Raw genomic sequence first — 18,013 nt, 5'->3', positions numbered from 1 at the left:
CAGCCGCCGGGATGTCTCGCTTGACGCGCGGCGATGCCTCGCCCATCGCCGACGCGGTGGATCCGCGGGCAGGCAGGAACATGGACGACGACCTGATCGGCCTGATCTACGAAGCGGGCGCCATGCCGGATCGCTGGCCGGACACGCTGGAGCGGCTGGCGCGGCAGGTCGGCAGCCGCGGCGCCCTGCTGTTCTCGCCCGGCAACCAGGTGGGCCGCTTCGTCGTCTCGCCGACGCTCGACGATCTGATGGCGGATTTCTTCGCCGGCGGCTGGGATGCGCACAACCACACGCGCATCGCCGAGCATCTGATCACCCACCCGACGCCCACCTTCTTCACCGATCTCGACTGCCACACCGTCGAGGAGATGGACCGGCTGCCGATCTACACCGATTTCCTGCGGCCGCGCGGGGCGGAGTCGGCGGCCGGCACGATCGTGCGCGGGCTGGACGGCGGCCGCCTCGCCCTCACCTTCGAGGGGTTCGAGAGCCATGCCGCGGCGCGCGCCAGCGTGCCCTTCCTGAACGGCCTGCGCCCGCACATTGCCCGCGCCGTCACCCTCTCCGCCCGGCTGGAGGAGGATCGGCTGGCGACCGCCGTCGCCACGCTGGAGGCGATCGGCCTGCCCGCCGCCGTGCTGAGCGGCGAGGGTCGGCTGATCGCCGCGAACGCCCTGTTCGATCGGCTGGTGGACCTGATCGGCACAGATGGCGCGCGGCGCTTTCAGCTGAAGCGGCCCGGCGCCAACGATCTGCTCGCCGCCGCGCTGGCCGGCCGGCAGGCCGGGCGCGGCGGGCGGACGATCCCGATCGGCCTCGTCGGCGATGCCGTGCCCACCGCGCTGCACCTGGTGCCGGTCGAGGGCACGGCGCGCGACCTGTTCTCCGCCGGGGCGACGCTCGCGATCGTCGGCCAGGGCGGCCGCTCGCCGGACGAGAACGGCGTGTTCCTGGAAACGCTGTTCGATCTGACCGCGGCCGAGGCGCGGCTGGCGCGCGCCCTGCTCGGCGGCGCCAGCGTGCCGAACATCGCGCGCGCCTTCGGCACCTCGCCGGAAACGGTGCGGACGCAGCTGAAGGCGCTGTTCGCCAAGACCGGGGCGAAGCGGCAGATCGATCTCGTCCGCCTGTTCGATCGTCTCGCCCCGCCGGCCGGGGCGGGTAGCGAACGTCCGACCGCCACGCGGCTGCAGTAGCAGACGGCGGCCCTCACCGCTTCGCCAGCCGCGCCCCCGCGCCGGCGGCGATCAGCGCGCGACGGCGCGCGCCGATCGACTCGCGGGCGTCGGCACGGCAGAGCCGCACGGCCCGGCGACCGGCGATATCGCTGCTGGATGGGGCGCCGCACAGATCGCGCACCGCGATCCCGATGCGCTGGTCCAGCATCGCGACGCCGGCGCCGCTCGACAGATCGAGGTCGGCGTGGGCGATGTGGCGGCTCACCTGATCGGGCGGCTGGGCAGCCCCCGGACACGCGACGAGAAGCGCGCCGGCAAGCGCGGCGCAGGGCGGCAGCAATGTCATGATCCGTCTCCGGGGCCGATGCGGCGGCCCGGCCATCTTCTACCGCGCCGCCGGACGTCGGCACGAACAACGATGTTGCGTCCCCGTGCTGCAAAAGTGCAGAACGTGGCGATGGACTGGGACGATGTCCGCCACTTCCTCGCCGTCGCGCGCACCGGCAGCACCCTGGCCGGCGGCAAGGCGCTGCGCGTAAGCCAGACGACCGCCGCCCGGCGCGTCGCCGCTTTGGAACGGACCCTCGGCCTAGCGCTGTTCGAGCGGAGCCAGGCCGGCTACCGCCTCACCGCCGCCGGGGAGGCGCTGCTGGATGGCGCCGGCCGCATGGAGGCGGCCGCCGAAACCCTGGCCGCCGCGGCCGCGGCGCAGGCGCGCGCGGTGAGCGGCACCGTCCGCCTTACCACCGAGGAACTGTACGTCATCACCATCCTCGCGCCGATCCTGCGCGATCTGCACGCCGCCTTTCCGGCCATCCGCATCGAGCTCGACACGACCGAGCGGGTGCGCGATCTCGCCGCCGACGAGGCGGACATCGCGCTGCGCAGCAGCGTCTCTCCCACCGGCGGCGGCCTGGTCGGCCGGCGCATCGCCGACGATGCGTGGACGGTCTATTGCAGCACCGGCTACGCCGCCGCCCACGGCATCCCGCGCACCCACGCGGCGCTGCGCGAGCATACGATGATCGGCGGCGGCGGCGCGGGGTCGGCCGCCTCTACGGCGCGTGGCTGCACCGGCACGGGCTTGAGGACCGGATCGCGATCCACCACAGCTCGCCCACCGGCCTGCTCTCGGCGGTGCGCGCCGGGATCGGCGTGGCGGTGCTGCCCAGCTTCATCGCCGATCGCGAGCTCGACCTGCGGCGCTGCATGCCGCCGATGCAGCCGGCCGATCGCGGCCTGTGGCTGCTGACCCACGAGCGCCGCCGGCATGTGCCGCGCGTCCGCCTCGTCCTCGATTTCCTCACCGAGCGCCTCTCGGCGCTGGCCCGCGATCGGCCGCGCCCCCCAACCGCCGATGCCGGCTTTTGAAGGGTTTCGCGGCGGCGCGCCTGAACGACGGCTTTCGATCCTCCTCACGCCGCGTTCAAGCGCCTGGTGGCATCCGCCGGACACGACATCAGGAGAAGCCGTCATGTCCAGCATCCGTCCGATCAGCGCCGCGCTCGCCTGCATCCTCACGCTCGGCAGCCTCGCGCAGCCCGCCCACGCACAGTCGCGCTGGGATTTCGACGGCGGTCCCGCCTCCCGCAACTGGGATCTGGAAGGGCCGGGCGTCAGGATGCTGTACCCCGAGCTGCGCGACAATCGTCGAGGCCGGGCGTTCGTGATCCGCAATTTCGACATGCAGCATGACGGTTTCATCACCCCGCGCGAGGCGATCGCCGCCAACCGCGCCTTCGCCGACCTCGCCGGCCCCGGCCGCCGCTACGACTGGGACGCGCCGCGCGGCTCGACGGTGATCGCGGTGCCGGTGGAGCGCGCCGGCCCGGGCGGCTGGGATCGCGCCGGCATGCGCGGCTACCATTTCCGCCAGGGCCGCGAGGGCGCGACGTTCGACATCTCGGACATCCTGTTCCGCACCGGCTCGGCCGAGCTGCGCCCCGGCGCCGAGGCCAGGCTCCAGCCGCTCGCCGGTTTCCTGCGCGCCAACCCCGGCGTCCGCGTCGCGATCGACGGCAATACGGACTCGGTGGGATCGGCCGAGAGCAACCTCCAGCTGTCGCGCGACCGCGCCGGCGCGGTCGCCGATGCGCTCGAGCAGATGGGCGTGAACGGCGCCCGCTTCCGCCTGGCCGGCCATGGCGAGGCGACGCCCCGCGCCACCAACGCCACCGCGCAGGGACGCCAGCTGAACCGGCGCGTGGAGGTGACGCTGATCGGCCGTCGCGCGGCCGAGTTCGGCTGAGGCAAATGGTATCGCTTGGCGGCTGCCGGTGCCGGCTCTAAGGCACCGGCTCCGCCAACATAGCCAGCAGCGGCGCATGATCACTGCCCGACCAGCGCTTTTCGACGATCGGGATCGCGTCGCCGCCATGCTGGCGCGCGCCTTTCAGGACGATCCCGCCTTCTCCTGCATCTTCCCCGATCCGGTGGATCGCGCCGCCCGGCTGCCCAGGCTGTTCCGTCTCTCCTTCGACAGTGACGGGCGCACCGGCATGCGGCTGGTGGCGGACGGCGCCGCGACACTGTGGCGGGGACCAGGCCATGCCCGCACGGGCTGGGGCGAGATGGTGCGGCAGGCGGTGCCGATCGTCGCCGCGCTGGGTGGCAACACGGCTCGCGCATTGCGCGTCAGCGGCGCGATCGACGCGCACATGCCGGCCGACCCTTTCTGGTACCTGCACTATGCCGGCTGCGATCCAGACCATCAGGGGAAGGGACTGGGCAGCGCCGTCGTCGCCGCGGGGCTTGAGCGCGTGGGCGGCCTGCCGGTGTATCTGGAGACCGCCAGGGAAACGAACGTCGGCTTCTACCAGAGGCTTGGTTTTGCGGCCACGGAAGAGTGGCAGGTAGGCTCGGGCGGGCCGCGCTTCTGGTCGATGCGGCACGGGTGAGATGCCCGTGCGGGCGATGCCGGCGATGTTGCCCCACGGTGAGGGCAGATCACAATTCCACGAAGGATCGAGCGATCCGAAGGTATATGGGGGATGGCTCACAGGCCAACGCGATCGGAACATATTCAAGCTGTCGATTGCAGCTAAATACGCTGGCAATCTGGAGCGGGCGAAGGGAGGGCTCGGCCCTCAGTAGCTGGGAAGTCCCGATCGATCCTCAAAAGTTCTCGAATTCAACCCGTGATATTTTCGTCACGTGCTCGAAGAGGATCATGCCGCAGTGTAAGGGCACGGCGCGATGACACCGATAGTCACCCTTGCCGACCGCTAAGCCGCGTTCGCCACGCTGACGCGAGCGTCGCGAAACCATCCTTGATGTCGATCAGTCCCGCACCCGTCGGCTATGCTTCAGCCGCTGTGGCGATCCACAATCAGCGTCAGCCCGATATCGGCGGTGACGTTGCCCACGGTGCGAAAGATGTCGGGCACCGTCTCCAACGCCAGAAGCAGCGGCAGCAGTTCCACCGGCACGCCCATAGCCAGGCACACAGGCCCGATGGCGGTGAAGAATGAGACCTGGCTGGGCAGGCCCACGGCCGCGAGGCTGACGACCGTGGCGACCAGCGCGCCGACCACGAACAGCCCGGGGCCGATCGCGATGCCGTGCAGCGCAGCGACGTAGAGCGCCACTGCGAAGTTGGCCGCGGCGCTGGTGACGCGGAAGATCGAGACCGCCATCGGCAGTACCATGTTGCGCACCGGCTCCCGCACCGCCAGCGGCCCGGCGGTCGCCTCGATCATCGCGGGCAGCGAGGCGATGGACGATTGCGTGCTGAAGGCGATCACCTGCGCCGGCGCCACCGCGCGGGCAAAGCGGGCAACGCCCAGTCGGGCGGCGAGCGCGACGACGGGGTAGACCAGCACTGTCACGACCACGCAGGCGCACACCACCACGCCGATATACTGCGCCAGCGCGCCCGCCGCTGTCATACCCGCGCGGGCGCCCGCCGCCGTTGCAAGCGCGAACACGCCGATCGGGGCGAGCCACAGGACCCACTGGACGATCACCATCAGCGTATCGGTGATGGCGTGAAACCAGTCGCTCAGGCTGGTTCTGCGGCTCTGGTCGATCCGCGTGGCGGCAAAACCGAACAGCAGCGCGAAGACGACGAGAGGCACCATCTCCCCCTCGGCGGCGGACTTGATCGGGTTGGTCGGGATGAAGCTGAGCAGCCACTCGCCGGTGATGGCGGTCGCCTGCGGCGGCAGCGCCCCGGCCATTCCCAGGCTCTGCATCGCACCCGCAGGGACGGGCCATATCGACAGCAGCCCCTGCACCACCAGCCCCGATATCACGGCGGAGGCGGTCAGCCCGATCGCGATGAACAGCAGCGCCCGTCCAGCGACGCCACCCGCGCGTGCCGCATCGGCGGCGGACGCAATGCCGGTGACGATCAGGGCGAACACCAGCGGCACGATGGTAATGCGCAGGCCACCGACCCAGGCCTTGCCGATCAGCTCCGCTATGGGCGTCACGATCGCGGCCGCCTCCGCCGCGCGGGTGAGCAGCAGCCCAAAAATCAACCCGGCGACGAGGGCCGCGAGGATACGTTGGGTCAGCGTCATGGGGCCTGATCCTGCATGGCGCGGGCGAGTGCCCGGTCGGGGTGGTCACGGACGATCTGGGCGAAGGTGTCTTCGTCCTCGTCCTGCCCCAGCTTGAACGTCGCCTCGCAGCCCGTCACCGTCGCGCGGAAGGCGATGATCTGCCGGGCGAGCTGATCGTACCGCGCCCCCATCGCCTCCACCCGCCAGCCGCCCTCCGGCTCCAGATGCGCCGCGAGCCGGCGGACGGAGGCGTCGGTTTCGGCGGGCACGAACGCCATCTCGGCGGTGACGCGCACGGCAGCGTAGTTCCAGGTGGCGCCCCAGTGCGGTTTGGCCACCAGCGTCGGCGAGACGTAGCCCTGCGGCCCGCTGAACAGGATCAGCGCGGCCGGATCCCGCTCGAAAGCGGCGACCTGCGGGTTGCGGCGGGCATAGTGGCCGAACAGCGATACCAGTCGCCCGTCCGCATCGCACTCCGCCAGTAGCGGCAGCGGCGTGGCATCGAAATCGCGCGATATTACCCAAGCAAGCGGATGTGCCCCGATCAGCGCGACGATGTCCGCCGGCGATCGCGGCGCGAAGCTCATGCCGCCGTTCCGTGCAGCCGGGACGAGAGCCAGCGCGCCGCCTCGTCCAGCGCCCGGTCGGCCAGTGCGGAGATCGACACCGCCTCAAGGAAGCTGTGGGTCGCGCCCGCGTAGGTCCGCGCTTCGACGGGCACGCCGTGCGCCTCCAGCCGGGCCGCCATCGCCCGGTTCGCGTCGGCCAGTATGTCGCACGCCGCGATCGCCAGAAAGGCCGGGGGCAGGCCGGCGAGATCCGCCCGCAGCGGTGCGACCAGCGGGTCAGATAGCAGCCCGGCATCGCCGGTATAGTTGGCCCAGAAACGGTCCATCTCGGCCACCGTCAGCATGTAGGCGGGGCCGTCGTAGCGCGCGTAGCTGGGCGTTTCGGCGGGATCGAAGGCGCCGTAGTTGAGCAGCATCGCGAGCGGCTGCGGATCACCTTCCGCACGCAGCCGCAGGCAGGCGGCGACCGACAGGTTGGCGCCGGCGGAGTCGCCGCCGATCGCCAGCGCAGCAGGATCGATGCCATGGCCGGCGGCATCCCGGCGCAGCGCGCGCACCGCCTCCACGACCTCCGCCAGCGCCACCGGATAGCGCGCCTCGGGCGAGAGGCTGTAATCCAGCCCGATAACCACCACGCCCGCGCGCGCGGCATATTCGCGCATCAGCCGGTCATGCGTGTCGATGCTGAACATCGTCCAGCCGCCCCCGTGAATGTAGAGCATCGCCGGCAGCGGGGCCGCCGCCCCGCGCGCCACCGGATAATGCAGCCGGGCGCGGCACCCGGCGATCACCGTCTCGCGCGTTTCGGGCATGGCAGGGCCGCCGGCGCGCCACGGCGCCCGGACCGTCTCGGCGGCTGCCCGGCGCGCCGGCAGCGGCAGCGCGTCGAAATCGGAGAACTGGCCGTAGCCGTGGTTCAGCGCGGTGACGAAACGGCGGATCCCGGGATCCACATCATCCTCCCGGGCCAGGGCTGCAGTGGTGAGGGTCATGTCTTCGTCCTGCTTCCTGTCGGGGCGCTGACGGCCCCTGTCATGAGAGTTGGGGAGGAGAGCGTGACGGGCAGGCCAGCCGGCGAGGCCATGGCGCTACGGCAGCGCGTACAGGGTGGGCGGCACCCCGTAAGCACGGCGGAACATCGCGGTAAAGGCACTGGGGCTGTCATAGCCGACATCGAAGGCGATTGCCGTCACCGGCCGCCCCGCCGCCATCAGCGACAGCGCCTCCATCAGCCGCACCTGCTGCCGCCAGGTGGCCAGCCCCATGCCGGTCTCCCGCCGGAAGGCGCGAGTGAAGGTGCGCCGCGCCATGCCGGCGATGCGCGCCAGCTCGTCCACATCGCGATTGTCCGCCGGGTTCGCCAGGATGATCCGGCAGACGCGCTTGAGCCGCGGGTCGAGCGGCATCGTGGCGCCATAAGGCGCGGTAGGCATCGCGGCGATCTCGTCGAGCAGCACCTCGACTATGCGTGCCGCCTGGCCGGCCATGGCATAATCGTCCCCGAACGACACCACCTTCAGGATCAGCGCCCGCAGGAAGTCGCCGACCTCGATCACCCGGCATTCCGGCGCCTGCGCGTAGCAGGCCGGATCGATGTAGAGCGTGCGCAGGGACACGGCGCCCCGGCACGCCACCTCGTGCGGCATCCCGGCCGGCAGCCAGAGGGCGCGCTGCGGCGGCACGACGAAGCTCATCGACGGCGTGACGACCGACATCACCCCGGAACAGGCGTACAGCACCTGGATCCGATCGTGCGTGTGGACCGGATGGGTGAAGCCCGCCGCATATTCGTCGGTCAACCCGCGAACGGGCGGCGTCATGCCCTGTACACCGCCCGCTCGCGCGATGGGAAGGTGATGCATAGGCCCGATCTCCACGAAACGATCCTGATCGTCGCGAAAATGCCATCGCATCGTGCCGCCCGCAACCGGCGTTCCGTAAACCTAGCGCAACCCGAACCGCAGGCTGGCGCCGATCGTGCGCGGCCGCGTGACGCTGCCGGCGAACGAGAAGGGCGCGTTCAGGATGCCATATTTGTCGAACAGGTTCTTGGCGAACACCCCTGCCTCCACACCCTCCGCCACGCGGAGCGAGGCGTTCAGGTCGATCAGATTATAGTCGCCTTTCTGCAGCACCGCGCCGAACGCCACCGGCGCCTTTGAAAGGTAGCGATGGGCGATGCCAATGCGCGGATGCAGCGGCGAATCGCGCAGCTCGAAGTCGAGCTGGTTGGCGATGATCCAATCCGACGCGCCCGGCAGCCGCGTGCCCGCCGCATAGCCGCCGCCCGCCGCGAAACTGTCAGGCAGCAGGCTTGAGAGACGCGCATCGTTGTAGGTCACGTTGGCTGTGTAGGTGAGGTTGCGCGTGGGGCGGAAGGTGAGCGACAGTTCCACGCCGTCGATCTTCGCCCCGCCGCCGTTAACCGTGAACGCGTTGAAAGTGACGGGCGTGAACAGCCGCGACTGGATGTCGTTCCACTTGATGTGGAACGCCGCGATATCGAACGACATGGTTCCGGGCACCAGATCGAACCGCGTGCCGATCTCGTAATTCTGCGTCGAGTCGCTGTCGAACTCCAGCGGCACGCCGGTGGCCACCGCATAGGTGTTGATCCCGCCGATGCGGAAACCCTCGGAGTAGAGGGCGTACACCATGAACCGGCTGCTGGGCTTGTACGACAGCGACACCTTGGGGATGAAGCCGGATTCCTTGCGCGCGCCCGGTCGATAATCGAACGGCGCTATGAGCGCGGCGTTGGGCAGGAACTGCAGTCGCGGACTCGATTTGTAGTCGAACAGGCGGCCGCCTGCCGTCAGCGTCAGCACGTCGGCGAAGGTATAGGAGAGTTCACCGAATGCGGCGAGTTCGCGCACGCGGCTGGTGCCCACCGTGCGGCGGGCGAGATCCCCCGGCGCCAGCACGCTGCCGGGCTGGCCGCCGAACAGGGCCGGGTTGGCATCGATATAGGCGCCGATCCCATCGATGAACGCGCCGTCCGTCGAGCGCGAGCGCAGCCGGGTGTAGTTGCCGCCGATCAGCCAGGTGAACGGCCCGTCGCCGGTGGAGGCGAGCCGCAGCTCGCCATAGTTGGTGGTGGACTTGCCGACCGAGCTGGACAGCTGCGGCGTGTTGGTGCGCGGATCGTTGCCGCCGAAGATCGAATCGTCGAAGGCGAGATTTGCCTTCTTGATGGTATGGCTGCCGATTGCCGTGAGGCTGGCGCCGCCCAGCTCCTGGTCCAGCCGCAGGCTGTAGAGCTGGATCTCGGTATCCTGGAACTCGTCGACGTTGGTGTTGCGCTCGTACGTCTTCGGCCCGTTGCCGAACAGAACGTAGGTCTGGTCGTCGAGATCATATTCCTGGTACAGACCGAGCGCGGAGAGCTTCGTCGACTCCGTCGGCGTGAAGACGATCGAGCCGCGCAGGCCGCGCACCCGCAGGTCGTTGCTGCCCTTCTCGCCGGTGCCCACGTTCGTCAGGTAGCCCGCATCGTAGCGCTGCAGCGCCACCACCCGCGCCGCCAGCTTGTCCGCCACGATGGGCAGGTTGACCATCGCCTTGCCCGCGTAGCTGGCCGCGCCGGAGCGGCGGGTGGAGGACAGGATGCCCTCCGCCCCCGCGTCGACCGCCGACGGATCGGCCTCGTTGACGACGTAGTTCACCGCCCCGCCCAGCGAGGAGGAGCCGAACAGCGTGCCCTGCGGCCCGCGCAGAACCTCCACCTGCTTCACGTCGAAAGAATCAATGTCGGGGATGACGAGCGGGAAGCCCGGCTCCACCAGCGGGATCTGGTTGATATAGTAGCCCGTCGTGGCCTGGTTCGCCTCGTGATAGGTGGTCGAGGCGACGCCGCGGATCACCACCTCGGACACGCCGGGCTGGTAATCGTTGAACACGACGCCGGGCACGCGGGTGATATAGTCCGACAGGCTCTGCGCGTTCAGTTGCTGGAGATCCCGCTCCGTCACGGCGGAGACCGATCCGGCGATGTCGCTGGCCGCCTCGTTGCGCTTCGTCGCCGTCACGACGATGTCGCCGCCGTCCGCGTCCGCCGCCGACGCCGCCTGCGCCATCGCCGCAGACGGTATCGTCATCGTTACGGCCAGTACCGCCAGGCTGACGCCAGCGAATGAAACATTGTTGCGCAATGCTGCCCCCTATCGATGTCCCTGATGGAAGTTACGGTTATTTGACGGAGTGTGGAGGGCCTTGATTGCGCTACCAGGGCCGATGGTCGTCGCGATCGGGCCAAAGCGGGCCGGCGGCAGGACGGGGCATTGCCCGGTGTCGCGGCGCGGTCATACTTCGGGGATCGCCAGCCAGAGGGACCGCCGAACACGATGACGCAGAGCCGCTCCATCTTCGATTCCGCCCGCCGTCGCTTCCTCACGCAGGCGGGCATCGTCGCTCTGGTCGGCATCACGCCCTTCGCCGCGCGGGCGGACGTGCCGCTGCCCGCCCCGCCGGTCACTCCACGCATCCCGCTGGTGCGATCGCAACTGGGCCGTACCCGCACCGATCCGTTCGCGTGGCTGAAGTACGTGCCCGCCACCGGCCAGCGCAGCATCGAGACGATGCCCATCGCCATCCGCCAGCACCTGCTCGCCGAGAACACCTATGCGGAGGCGGTGCTGGCCCGCGTGGCCACGGCGGAGCGGAGTTTCTTCGCAGCGTTGCAGGCGCGCGCGCCGGTGGGTGCCGCCGAGCCGGAACTGGTGCGTGACGGCTGGTCTTACGGCACGGCGTTCAACGGCGCGCGCCCAGTCTATACGCGTCGCCGCGTCGGCACGGACAGGATCGAGACGCTGCTGGACGAGGCGGCGCGCGCGCAGGGGCATGCCTATTATCGCACCACCGGCCAGCAGGTCAGCCCGGACGGGCGCCTCTATGCGTGGGCGGAGGATATCGGCGGCAACGACCGCCATCGCATCTGCGTGCGCGACATCGCCGGCGGGCAGGTGCGGACCGTGGTGGAGACGGATGCCTACGGTTACGGCGGGCTCGTCTTCTCGCCATCGTCGCGGTGGCTGTTCTGGATCTGGCGCGACGCGCGCAACCGGCCGACCCGCGTGTACCGCACGCCCGTTGCCGGCGGCGAGCGGGTGCTGGTGTATGAGGAGGCGGACCCGGCGATCTTCATGCAGATCGATCGCACCGCCGCCGACGGGTTCGTCGCGATCACCCTGTCCGGGCCGGACACCAGCGAGGTCCGCCTGATCCGCGCCGCCGGGGAGACAGGCCCAGCCGCCCTCGTCCGCGCGCGGGAGAAAGGCCGCCGCTACACGATCGACGAGTGGAATGGCGGCCTCGTCTCCCTCATCGAGGACGACGCGGCGCCCGATGGCCGTATCGCGCGGATAGACCCCGCCGATTTTACCGAGCGGGGCGATCTGGTGCCTCACCGGCCCGGCATCCAGATCTTGCAGATGGTCTCGTTCCGCCGCGCGCTGGTTCGGTTGGAGCGGCGCGACGTGCTGCCCCGCATGGTGCTGACCGCCCCGAACGGGGCCGAGACGCAGGTGGCGATCGCTGGCGACGCCTACGCCCTCACCGTGCCGGCGGGGCAGGACCATGACGGCGCCACGGTCCGCGCGGTGGTGGAGAGCCCTTCCACCCCGCCCGTCTGGCGCGATGTCGATCTGGCCAGCGGACGCTCCACGGTCGTCGCGGCGCAACGGATCGCCGGCTTAGATCCGGCGCGCCTGGACGTGCGCCGGTTGTTCGCCACCGCGCCGGATGGCGCGCAGGTGCCGATCACCTTGCTCACCCGCAAGGGCGCCGGCGCGGATGGCACGGCCCCGCTATTGATCTACGGCTACGGCGCTTACGGCCTGTCCAGCGAGGCCGTGTTCGACGTGGCGCCCACGGTACTGGTGGAACAGGGCTGGGCCTATGCCATCGCCCATGTCCGCGGCGGATCGGAGAAGGGGCGGCGCTGGTTCCTGGACGGGCGGCGGCACGCCAAGCATAACAGCTTCGGCGATTTCGTCGCGTGCGCGCGCCACCTGATCGCCACGGGGCACGCCGCGCGCGACAAGGTCGTGTCCTATGGGCTGTCGGCGGGCGGGTTGCTGGTCGGCGGGTCGATGAACGCCGCGCCCGACCTGTGGGCCGGCGTGATCGCGCAGGTGCCGTTCGTCGACATGCTCAACACGATGAGCGACCCCGACCACCCGCTGGTGCCGCTGTTCCGCCCGGACTGGGGCGATCCGCTGGCGAGCACCGAGGACTACGACTACATGGCGACGATATCCCCCTACGAAAATGTGAAGCGCGCCGCCTATCCGCCGCTGCTCACGACAGCCGGGCTGAAGGACGACCGCGTCGGCTACTGGGAACCGGCCAAGCTGGTGGCCGAGGTGCGCGCGCAATCGACCTCGACCCATCCGGCGATGCTGCTGACCGACATGACGGCCGGGCATCAGGGCAGCGCCGGGCGCGACGAGCAGAATCGCAGGATGGCGCGCTTCTACGCCTTCGCCCAGGGCTGCGTGGAGGGGCGGTTCGCATGATTGCCGTCTTCGATCCGCGCCAGCTGGCGCACGCGCCGGAGCGCGAGATGCACAATGGCGGGTGGGCGACCTATAACGAGACGCCCGCGCGGGCCGAGACGATCCTGGCGGCGATCGGGCCCACCCGCCCGGCGCGCGACCTGGGGATGGCCCCGATCGCGGCGGTGCACGATCCCGCCTATCTCGATTTCCTGGCAGTGGCGCATCGCGACTGGGTGGCCGCCGGTCGCGAGGGCGATGCCGTCGGCTACACCTGGCCGGTGGTAGGGCGACGGCCGCTGGACCTCCGCCGCATCGACGCCCGGCTGGGGCGCTACAGCTACGATGCCGGCACGCCGATCTCCGCCGGTACGTGGACGGCGGCCTACTGGTCGGCGCAGACGGCGCTGACCGCGCTCGACGACATGGCGGCCGATCCGCACGGCCGCGCCTTCGCCCTGTGCCGTCCGCCCGGCCATCATGCCGGGCGCGATTATATGGGCGGCTACTGCTACCTCAACAACGCGGCCATCGTGGCGGCGGAGGCGCGCGCGCGCGGGCTCGGCCCGGTGTCGGTCCTCGATGTGGACTATCATCACGGCAACGGCACGCAGGACATCTTCCTAGACGACCCGGATGTGCTGACCGTCTCGATCCACGCGGATCCGTCGACCGACTACCCCTTCTTCTGGGGCCATGCGGACGAACGCGGGGAAGGTGCCGGGCTGGGCGCCACGCTGAACCTGCCGCTGCCGCGCGGCAGCGGGTGGAGCGAGTACGAACCCGCGCTCGACTTGGCGGCAGCGGCCATCGCGGCGCACGGCACCCGCTTCCTCGTCGTGTCGTTCGGCGCGGATACGTTCGTCGGCGATCCGATCTCCTATTTCACCTTCGCAAGGGGCGATTTCGGCCGGCTCGGCCGGCGCATCGCGGCCCTTGACCTGCCCACCGTGATCGTCATGGAAGGCGGCTACGCCACTTCGGAACTGGGCCACAATGTGGCTGCGTTCCTCGTGCCGTTCGCTGACCCTCCCGCCGCGACAGCATCCCGCTCGTAGATCCTGAGGATGCGGTTCGCAGTTCGGATGAGGGCGTCCCCCGATCGGCGGAGGTTGCGATAGTGGCTCGCGGCATGCGTTCGGCGAACCACAGCCTGTGGCGCGGTGAGGCGATAGCCGGCCGCCGCCGTTCGAGCAGTGCGGGGCCGAGGGCCCGCTCCGAAGCGCCGGGCGGCGGTCGGCGGTCGGCTGGCTAACACGCAGCGGCCTGCCGGCGGCCAAGCTGCTGCCGGTACGCGCGACGGTGAGGAAGTGGCGGACCTCAATTCCAGTCCATCGCCACATCCCAGCGGCGACATCGCCGGTCACCAAGCCGTGCGGCTGTGCCATGCCGACACCTACGAGTCGATCGGCGCACGCCGCCGCGCGCTGATCGCCGCCGGCGCGGCTGGCGAAGCGGTGAGGACCGCCGCCTTCTATTGCAGCCGAACAGGCTTCGCCGGCCGCTAGGTCAGCCCCAGCCCAGCCAACCACTCTGAGTTACCCCAGCGTTAACCCGGGCAAACAATCGGGCGCCCGGCCCACGCAGTCCGCCGCTAACTTTTTTGAATCTGATACTAAACTGGAGCGGGCGAAGGGATTCGAACCCTCGACCCCAACCTTGGCAAGGTTAGCTGAGGCCTACTAGCGGCGTGCCATAGACACCATACAGCCCCCGTCTACGCGTTTGTCAAGCGAGTATTGTGCCATTATGTTGCAGCGCTTGCCAGGGGAGCGCGGTTATTTGTTACCCCGGGTGTTACCCCGCAACTATAAACACGGTACTCGTCTTGGAGAAAGTCAAACTAACGAACCGCTGGGTCCAGTCCGCGTCCCTCCCCGCCGCCGGCCGGCGCGAGGTTGCCGACCTGCTCTGCCCCGGCCTCTACCTGCGCGTGACGGTGACCGGCGCCAAGACATGGTCGCTGGTGATGCGGGTGCAGACCCGGGTGCAGCGGGTCACCCTCGGGCGGTATCCGGTCATGGGGCTGGCCGACGCCAGGCGTCAGGCCCTGGAGGTGATGCGGGAGGTGGCCAACGGCGTCGATCCTCGCGAGCAGGCGGCTGCCGAGCGCGCTGCGGCCGAGGCAGCGGCCAAGGACCGGGCTGCCACCTTCGGCGGGGTGATGGACGCCTATATAGCGCACATCAGCAAGAACGCCCGGTCCCACAAGCTCATCGCCGCGAACCTGCGCCGGCCGGAGATGATGCCGCTGCATCCGCTGATCGCCACCGCGGTGACCAAGCGCGAGCTGCTCGCCGTGATCGACGCGGTGGCGGTGGAGACGCCGCAGGCGGCGGTGAACCTGATGCGCCACCTTAAGATGGCGCTGAACTACGCGGCCGAGCGCGATCTGCTGCCAGCCAACCCGCTGGTGGGCGTGCGGCCGCCGGCCAAGACCACCGAGCGCGAGCGGGTGTTGACCGACGTGGAGCTGGCGGCGGTGTGGAAGGCGTGCGGCGATCTGCCCAGCCCGTGGGACGCCATGATCCGCATGCTGATCCCGACCGGCCAGCGCCGCTGCGAGGTGAGCAACATGCGCTGGGAGGAGCTGGATGGCGATGTGTGGACCATCCCCCGGGCGCGCGTTAAGTCGGATAGGGCGCATGTTCTACCGCTGCCGCCGGAGGTGATGCGGCTGTTGGCGCCCCTACGCCGGCTCCATGCCACCGGCTTCGTGTTCAGCACAACCAGCGGCCGCACGGCGGCGAGCAATTTCGCGAAGATCAAGGCAAAACTGGACGAACTGGCTGGCGTGGGGGGCAGGCGCAGCCGTAGCGCCATATAGGCTGCATGATCTGCGCCGCACATGTCGCTCCGGGCTTGCAGCGCTCGGAATTTCAGAAGTGACCGCACGACATCTTCTTTGCCATGCCGACGGATCGAAGGTCGACAAGATTTACAACAGGCATGACTATTTGCCAGAAAAGCGTGAGGCTTTGCTAAGATGGGAGCGGCATGTAGCCGGTCTCCTTTACCCTGAAGATTGAAGCCCTTGATCAGCCTTGTACGATAATCCGATAGCGCGGGTTTTTGCAGTGCATGGAGGATGAGATGGCAACAGGATCGGAAATGGAGGAGACCGGCACCCCAGGCCCAGAGCAGGAGCTTGCGGCCGCGTTGACCACTTGCTTGAGCAAGCTGCATAACGAAAGTCGCCCCGCAGACCCTCGACGTTTGGCCACCGTCATAGCGAATAGCATCGCCTGGCCTGAATATGGCTACGATTGGTCGCCTGAGGGCGAGCACACTTTAGCGAAGCACGTGGACGACCGCCTTCGCGCAACCCTAACAGCAGCCCGAAGACTGCTATATGCTCTACCGAGAGAATCTACATTCAAGTATCACCTCGCAGAAGTGATGCGGCCTCGATTAGTAAATACTGTTGATGATGAAAAGGCTCTTATTCAACTCGAAGCCCTCCTGCCAAAACTTGCAGATCTCAAGCTTAATCCCCGATTAAAAAGCAAGGGGGGGGAAGACCAGTAGCCGATCGGTTTGCGCGCGTTGTTGCCCGAATCGTCTTTTGGTATCTCCTGACGCACGAAAAAGAGGAACCAGTGGTGTTGGTAACGGCGGACGATATACCGACGGGACGCGCAGGCGTTCTTGTCGTGACCGCGCTAGAAGTCGCCGGAGTCCGATTGAACGGCAAGCTGGGATCGTTGCTCGCATCGGTGAGCCGAGAAACGAAGTGGCGCGAGCCGAAATTCGGTTGCGGCATGGTCCTGCCAGACGCGCCACGACCAGGTTGGTCCTGAAGCACTATAGCCTGTGATCCTGTTGACGGTCGGGTCTTTTCTATTTGCAAGTGCCTTGATGGAATCAACATCGAGGTTTTTTGAAGGAGTTTTGCCGGCCAATGCTGGTGCTCATCAGGTAGATTATTCCTAGTTGCTTCGGCCTCCATCAGCTCGGAGGTCATTTATGAAGCCGGATTATCAATTGATTTGTCTAGACGAAGTTGGCGATGATGAGGATCGCGACGCAGCATGCGCTTATGCTTTGAGAGAAGCGAAAGCGATACTCGGCATTAACGAGGATCATGAGGCGGTACAGGCAACCGCCAAGCTCATCGTAATGCTGTGCGAAGACGAACCGGCTGCGAGCGATGGCTTGAATGTCGAGCGCCAGCCGAGTGCCATTGCTCGGCGTGGTCGCCTCCTGCAAGCCGTCTCGCGGTACCATGCCGCCGGTGTCGCGCTTCGCAAGCTGTTCGGTCTGCAGAGCGTACCGGCTTTTCAGATGGTTTTCCGCGCGCTTGGTTTCGGCGCCGCGTTACAGATTGTGCAGGGTCTTGAACATCTCCAGCAGGGTGTCGTGCGCGACGAGGCGCTCGACCCGTCAACGGCCCTGATCCAAGCTCTTATCGTAGAGCCGGCTCGTGTGTGGGCCAAAATCTCGACCGGGTACGTGGAAGCTGAATCGTTTGCCCCAGAGGCGCGCTATTGCGCACTTGATGAGGATGTCGGCGCGGAGTTCGTTTATCGCGTACTTATCGCGGCGGGCTTCGACTGTACGCGACAAGAAATCGCCGACAATGTCGAGGAAGCGTATCACATGCTGGCGGAAGCCGAATATTACGCGGAGCTTGGCTGGTAGAAACCCGCTCTCGCTTTCCAGCATAGGTTGAGGTGGAGAACAGCCGTTGCGGGAGTTGCCCCAGAGTCAAGAGCGCCGCCTGAAATAACCCAACCGTCGTTCGTCGGGGTTTGTCCGGCCTATGGTAGCGCGGTCTGATCCGCCTTCGATTATTACAGGCTCTCCAACACAGGAGAGACATATGAAGCGTGCTACATCGTCGGCTGGCGGCCGCGACCACACCGATGGGCTTACCAAAGGCCTCATCCCGCATCAGGCGCGCGGGTACTGCTGCACGAGCATCTATGCGTACGGCTATGAGGAGCGCGCCGCTTGCGGCGCCCTGCTTAACGCCGACGGTTTCAACGTTGCCGAGCAGGAGTTGCGCGACGGGGCAGAGGTGACTGCGTTCGTCTACTTTTGCAAGAGCTGCGGCGAAGAGGTGCTGATCGTGCGCGGTGACCGCGATTGCGGTCACGCCAGCCTGTTCGCGTTCGAGCACGCGCCGGGCAGTGAGTGGATGCACACGGCCGTGCCTGCGGCAATCGCCGAGGCGCACGCCGCCATTGCCGGTGACAGCATTGGCATTCCCGCCGGAGTGGCTGTCCGCTGCTGTGAAGCCGAAGCTTGAGGCGGAGCAGGCCCGT

General features: G+C 68.2%; 16 protein-coding genes and 1 pseudogene. 11 read left to right on the top strand and 6 right to left on the bottom strand.

Translation table 11 applies throughout. From position 1 onward, the window contains the following. Positions 1-20 precede the first annotated feature (20 nt). Positions 21-1,196: a helix-turn-helix transcriptional regulator gene (locus tag GNT64_RS20225; RefSeq protein ID WP_156681142.1), complete on the top strand. Its 1,176-nt coding sequence runs from the start codon at positions 21-23 to the stop codon at positions 1,194-1,196. Positions 1,197-1,209: 13 nt separating this feature from the next. Here the strand turns inward: GNT64_RS20225 and GNT64_RS20220 are convergent, their stop codons facing one another. Next, the gene (locus GNT64_RS20220; RefSeq protein WP_197277153.1) at positions 1,210-1,524 is read right to left on the bottom strand and encodes a UrcA family protein; all 315 of its coding nucleotides are present in this window, start codon (positions 1,522-1,524) and stop codon (positions 1,210-1,212) included. Positions 1,525-1,542: 18 nt separating this feature from the next. Here GNT64_RS20220 and GNT64_RS22105 point away from each other — a divergent pair. The 3 genes and pseudogenes from GNT64_RS22105 (at position 1,543) to GNT64_RS20205 (ending at position 4,075) form a co-directional block, all read left to right on the top strand. After that, positions 1,543-2,549 (top strand): annotated as a pseudogene (locus tag GNT64_RS22105) (LysR family transcriptional regulator). A gap of 103 nt (positions 2,550-2,652) precedes the next feature. Further along, on the top strand, positions 2,653-3,426 hold the full coding sequence (locus tag GNT64_RS20210) for an OmpA family protein (RefSeq protein WP_156681140.1): 774 nt from the start codon (positions 2,653-2,655) through the stop codon (positions 3,424-3,426). A gap of 76 nt (positions 3,427-3,502) precedes the next feature. After that, positions 3,503-4,075 carry a GNAT family N-acetyltransferase gene (locus tag GNT64_RS20205; RefSeq protein ID WP_231639119.1) on the top strand — a complete coding sequence of 191 codons (573 nt, stop codon included), beginning with the start codon at positions 3,503-3,505 and terminating at the stop codon, positions 4,073-4,075. Between the two features lie 408 nt (positions 4,076-4,483). Here the strand turns inward: GNT64_RS20205 and GNT64_RS20200 are convergent, their stop codons facing one another. The 5 genes from GNT64_RS20200 to GNT64_RS20180 all read right to left on the bottom strand — a co-directional run bounded on the left by GNT64_RS20200 (position 4,484) and on the right by GNT64_RS20180 (position 10,349). Continuing rightward, positions 4,484-5,701, bottom strand: coding sequence for a dicarboxylate/amino acid:cation symporter (locus tag GNT64_RS20200; RefSeq protein WP_156681139.1), 1,218 nt, complete (start codon positions 5,699-5,701; stop codon positions 4,484-4,486). Continuing rightward, positions 5,698-6,270, bottom strand: coding sequence for an FMN-binding negative transcriptional regulator (locus GNT64_RS20195; RefSeq protein ID WP_156681138.1), 573 nt, complete (start codon positions 6,268-6,270; stop codon positions 5,698-5,700). Before GNT64_RS20195 ends, GNT64_RS20200 begins: the two co-directional genes overlap by 4 nt. After that, positions 6,267-7,244, bottom strand: coding sequence for an alpha/beta hydrolase (locus GNT64_RS20190; protein WP_156681137.1), 978 nt, complete (start codon positions 7,242-7,244; stop codon positions 6,267-6,269). Before GNT64_RS20190 ends, GNT64_RS20195 begins: the two co-directional genes overlap by 4 nt. Before the next feature lie 96 nt (positions 7,245-7,340). Beyond that, positions 7,341-8,072, bottom strand: a complete 732-nt coding sequence (locus GNT64_RS20185) for an AraC family transcriptional regulator (RefSeq protein WP_197277439.1) — start codon at positions 8,070-8,072, stop codon at positions 7,341-7,343. Positions 8,073-8,195: 123 nt separating this feature from the next. After that, positions 8,196-10,349, bottom strand: a complete 2,154-nt coding sequence (locus GNT64_RS20180) for a TonB-dependent receptor (protein WP_156681135.1) — start codon at positions 10,347-10,349, stop codon at positions 8,196-8,198. A 246-nt stretch (positions 10,350-10,595) separates the two neighbouring features. On the opposite strand from GNT64_RS20180, the gene GNT64_RS20175 reads away from it, so the two are divergent. The 7 genes from GNT64_RS20175 to GNT64_RS20150 all read left to right on the top strand — a co-directional run bounded on the left by GNT64_RS20175 (position 10,596) and on the right by GNT64_RS20150 (position 17,997). Next, positions 10,596-12,767, top strand: a complete 2,172-nt coding sequence (locus tag GNT64_RS20175) for a S9 family peptidase (protein ID WP_156681134.1) — start codon at positions 10,596-10,598, stop codon at positions 12,765-12,767. After that, positions 12,764-13,804, top strand: a complete 1,041-nt coding sequence (locus GNT64_RS20170; protein ID WP_156681133.1) for a histone deacetylase family protein — start codon at positions 12,764-12,766, stop codon at positions 13,802-13,804. The genes GNT64_RS20175 and GNT64_RS20170 overlap by 4 nt, the downstream gene beginning before the upstream one ends. A gap of 252 nt (positions 13,805-14,056) precedes the next feature. Beyond that, positions 14,057-14,254, top strand: coding sequence for a hypothetical protein (locus GNT64_RS20165; protein WP_156681132.1), 198 nt, complete (start codon positions 14,057-14,059; stop codon positions 14,252-14,254). A 233-nt stretch (positions 14,255-14,487) separates the two neighbouring features. Beyond that, a complete protein-coding gene (locus GNT64_RS20160) occupies positions 14,488-15,573 on the top strand; it encodes a tyrosine-type recombinase/integrase (RefSeq protein WP_231639118.1) in 1,086 nt (361 codons plus the stop codon). A 266-nt stretch (positions 15,574-15,839) separates the two neighbouring features. After that, on the top strand, positions 15,840-16,274 hold the full coding sequence (locus tag GNT64_RS22095; RefSeq protein WP_231639117.1) for a hypothetical protein: 435 nt from the start codon (positions 15,840-15,842) through the stop codon (positions 16,272-16,274). A gap of 438 nt (positions 16,275-16,712) precedes the next feature. Then, positions 16,713-17,387 carry a hypothetical protein gene (locus GNT64_RS20155; RefSeq protein ID WP_156681130.1) on the top strand — a complete coding sequence of 225 codons (675 nt, stop codon included), beginning with the start codon at positions 16,713-16,715 and terminating at the stop codon, positions 17,385-17,387. A gap of 181 nt (positions 17,388-17,568) precedes the next feature. After that, positions 17,569-17,997 carry a hypothetical protein gene (locus GNT64_RS20150; protein WP_156681129.1) on the top strand — a complete coding sequence of 143 codons (429 nt, stop codon included), beginning with the start codon at positions 17,569-17,571 and terminating at the stop codon, positions 17,995-17,997. Positions 17,998-18,013 lie beyond the last annotated feature (16 nt).

The organism is Sphingomonas profundi (genome assembly GCF_009739515.1).
GTDB lineage: Bacteria > Pseudomonadota > Alphaproteobacteria > Sphingomonadales > Sphingomonadaceae > Alterirhizorhabdus > Alterirhizorhabdus profundi.
Note: the sequence above shows the minus strand (reverse complement) of the source record. Positions and strands in the feature narration are given on the sequence as shown.

Coding starts and splice junctions, on each gene's coding strand:
- GNT64_RS20200 (WP_156681139.1), bottom strand. CDS start 5,701: ATGACGCTGACCCAACGTATCCTCGCGGCCCTCGTCGCCGGGTTGATT.
- GNT64_RS20190 (WP_156681137.1), bottom strand. CDS start 7,244: ATGACCCTCACCACTGCAGCCCTGGCCCGGGAGGATGATGTGGATCCC.
- GNT64_RS20170 (WP_156681133.1), top strand. CDS start 12,764: ATGATTGCCGTCTTCGATCCGCGCCAGCTGGCGCACGCGCCGGAGCGC.
- GNT64_RS20155 (WP_156681130.1), top strand. CDS start 16,713: ATGAAGCCGGATTATCAATTGATTTGTCTAGACGAAGTTGGCGATGAT.
- GNT64_RS20150 (WP_156681129.1), top strand. CDS start 17,569: ATGAAGCGTGCTACATCGTCGGCTGGCGGCCGCGACCACACCGATGGG.
- GNT64_RS20205 (WP_231639119.1), top strand. CDS start 3,503: ATGATCACTGCCCGACCAGCGCTTTTCGACGATCGGGATCGCGTCGCC.
- GNT64_RS20195 (WP_156681138.1), bottom strand. CDS start 6,270: ATGAGCTTCGCGCCGCGATCGCCGGCGGACATCGTCGCGCTGATCGGG.
- GNT64_RS20185 (WP_197277439.1), bottom strand. CDS start 8,072: ATGACGCCGCCCGTTCGCGGGTTGACCGACGAATATGCGGCGGGCTTC.
- GNT64_RS22095 (WP_231639117.1), top strand. CDS start 15,840: ATGGCAACAGGATCGGAAATGGAGGAGACCGGCACCCCAGGCCCAGAG.
- GNT64_RS20180 (WP_156681135.1), bottom strand. CDS start 10,349: ATGACGATACCGTCTGCGGCGATGGCGCAGGCGGCGTCGGCGGCGGAC.
- GNT64_RS20210 (WP_156681140.1), top strand. CDS start 2,653: ATGTCCAGCATCCGTCCGATCAGCGCCGCGCTCGCCTGCATCCTCACG.
- GNT64_RS20220 (WP_197277153.1), bottom strand. CDS start 1,524: ATGACATTGCTGCCGCCCTGCGCCGCGCTTGCCGGCGCGCTTCTCGTC.
- GNT64_RS20175 (WP_156681134.1), top strand. CDS start 10,596: ATGACGCAGAGCCGCTCCATCTTCGATTCCGCCCGCCGTCGCTTCCTC.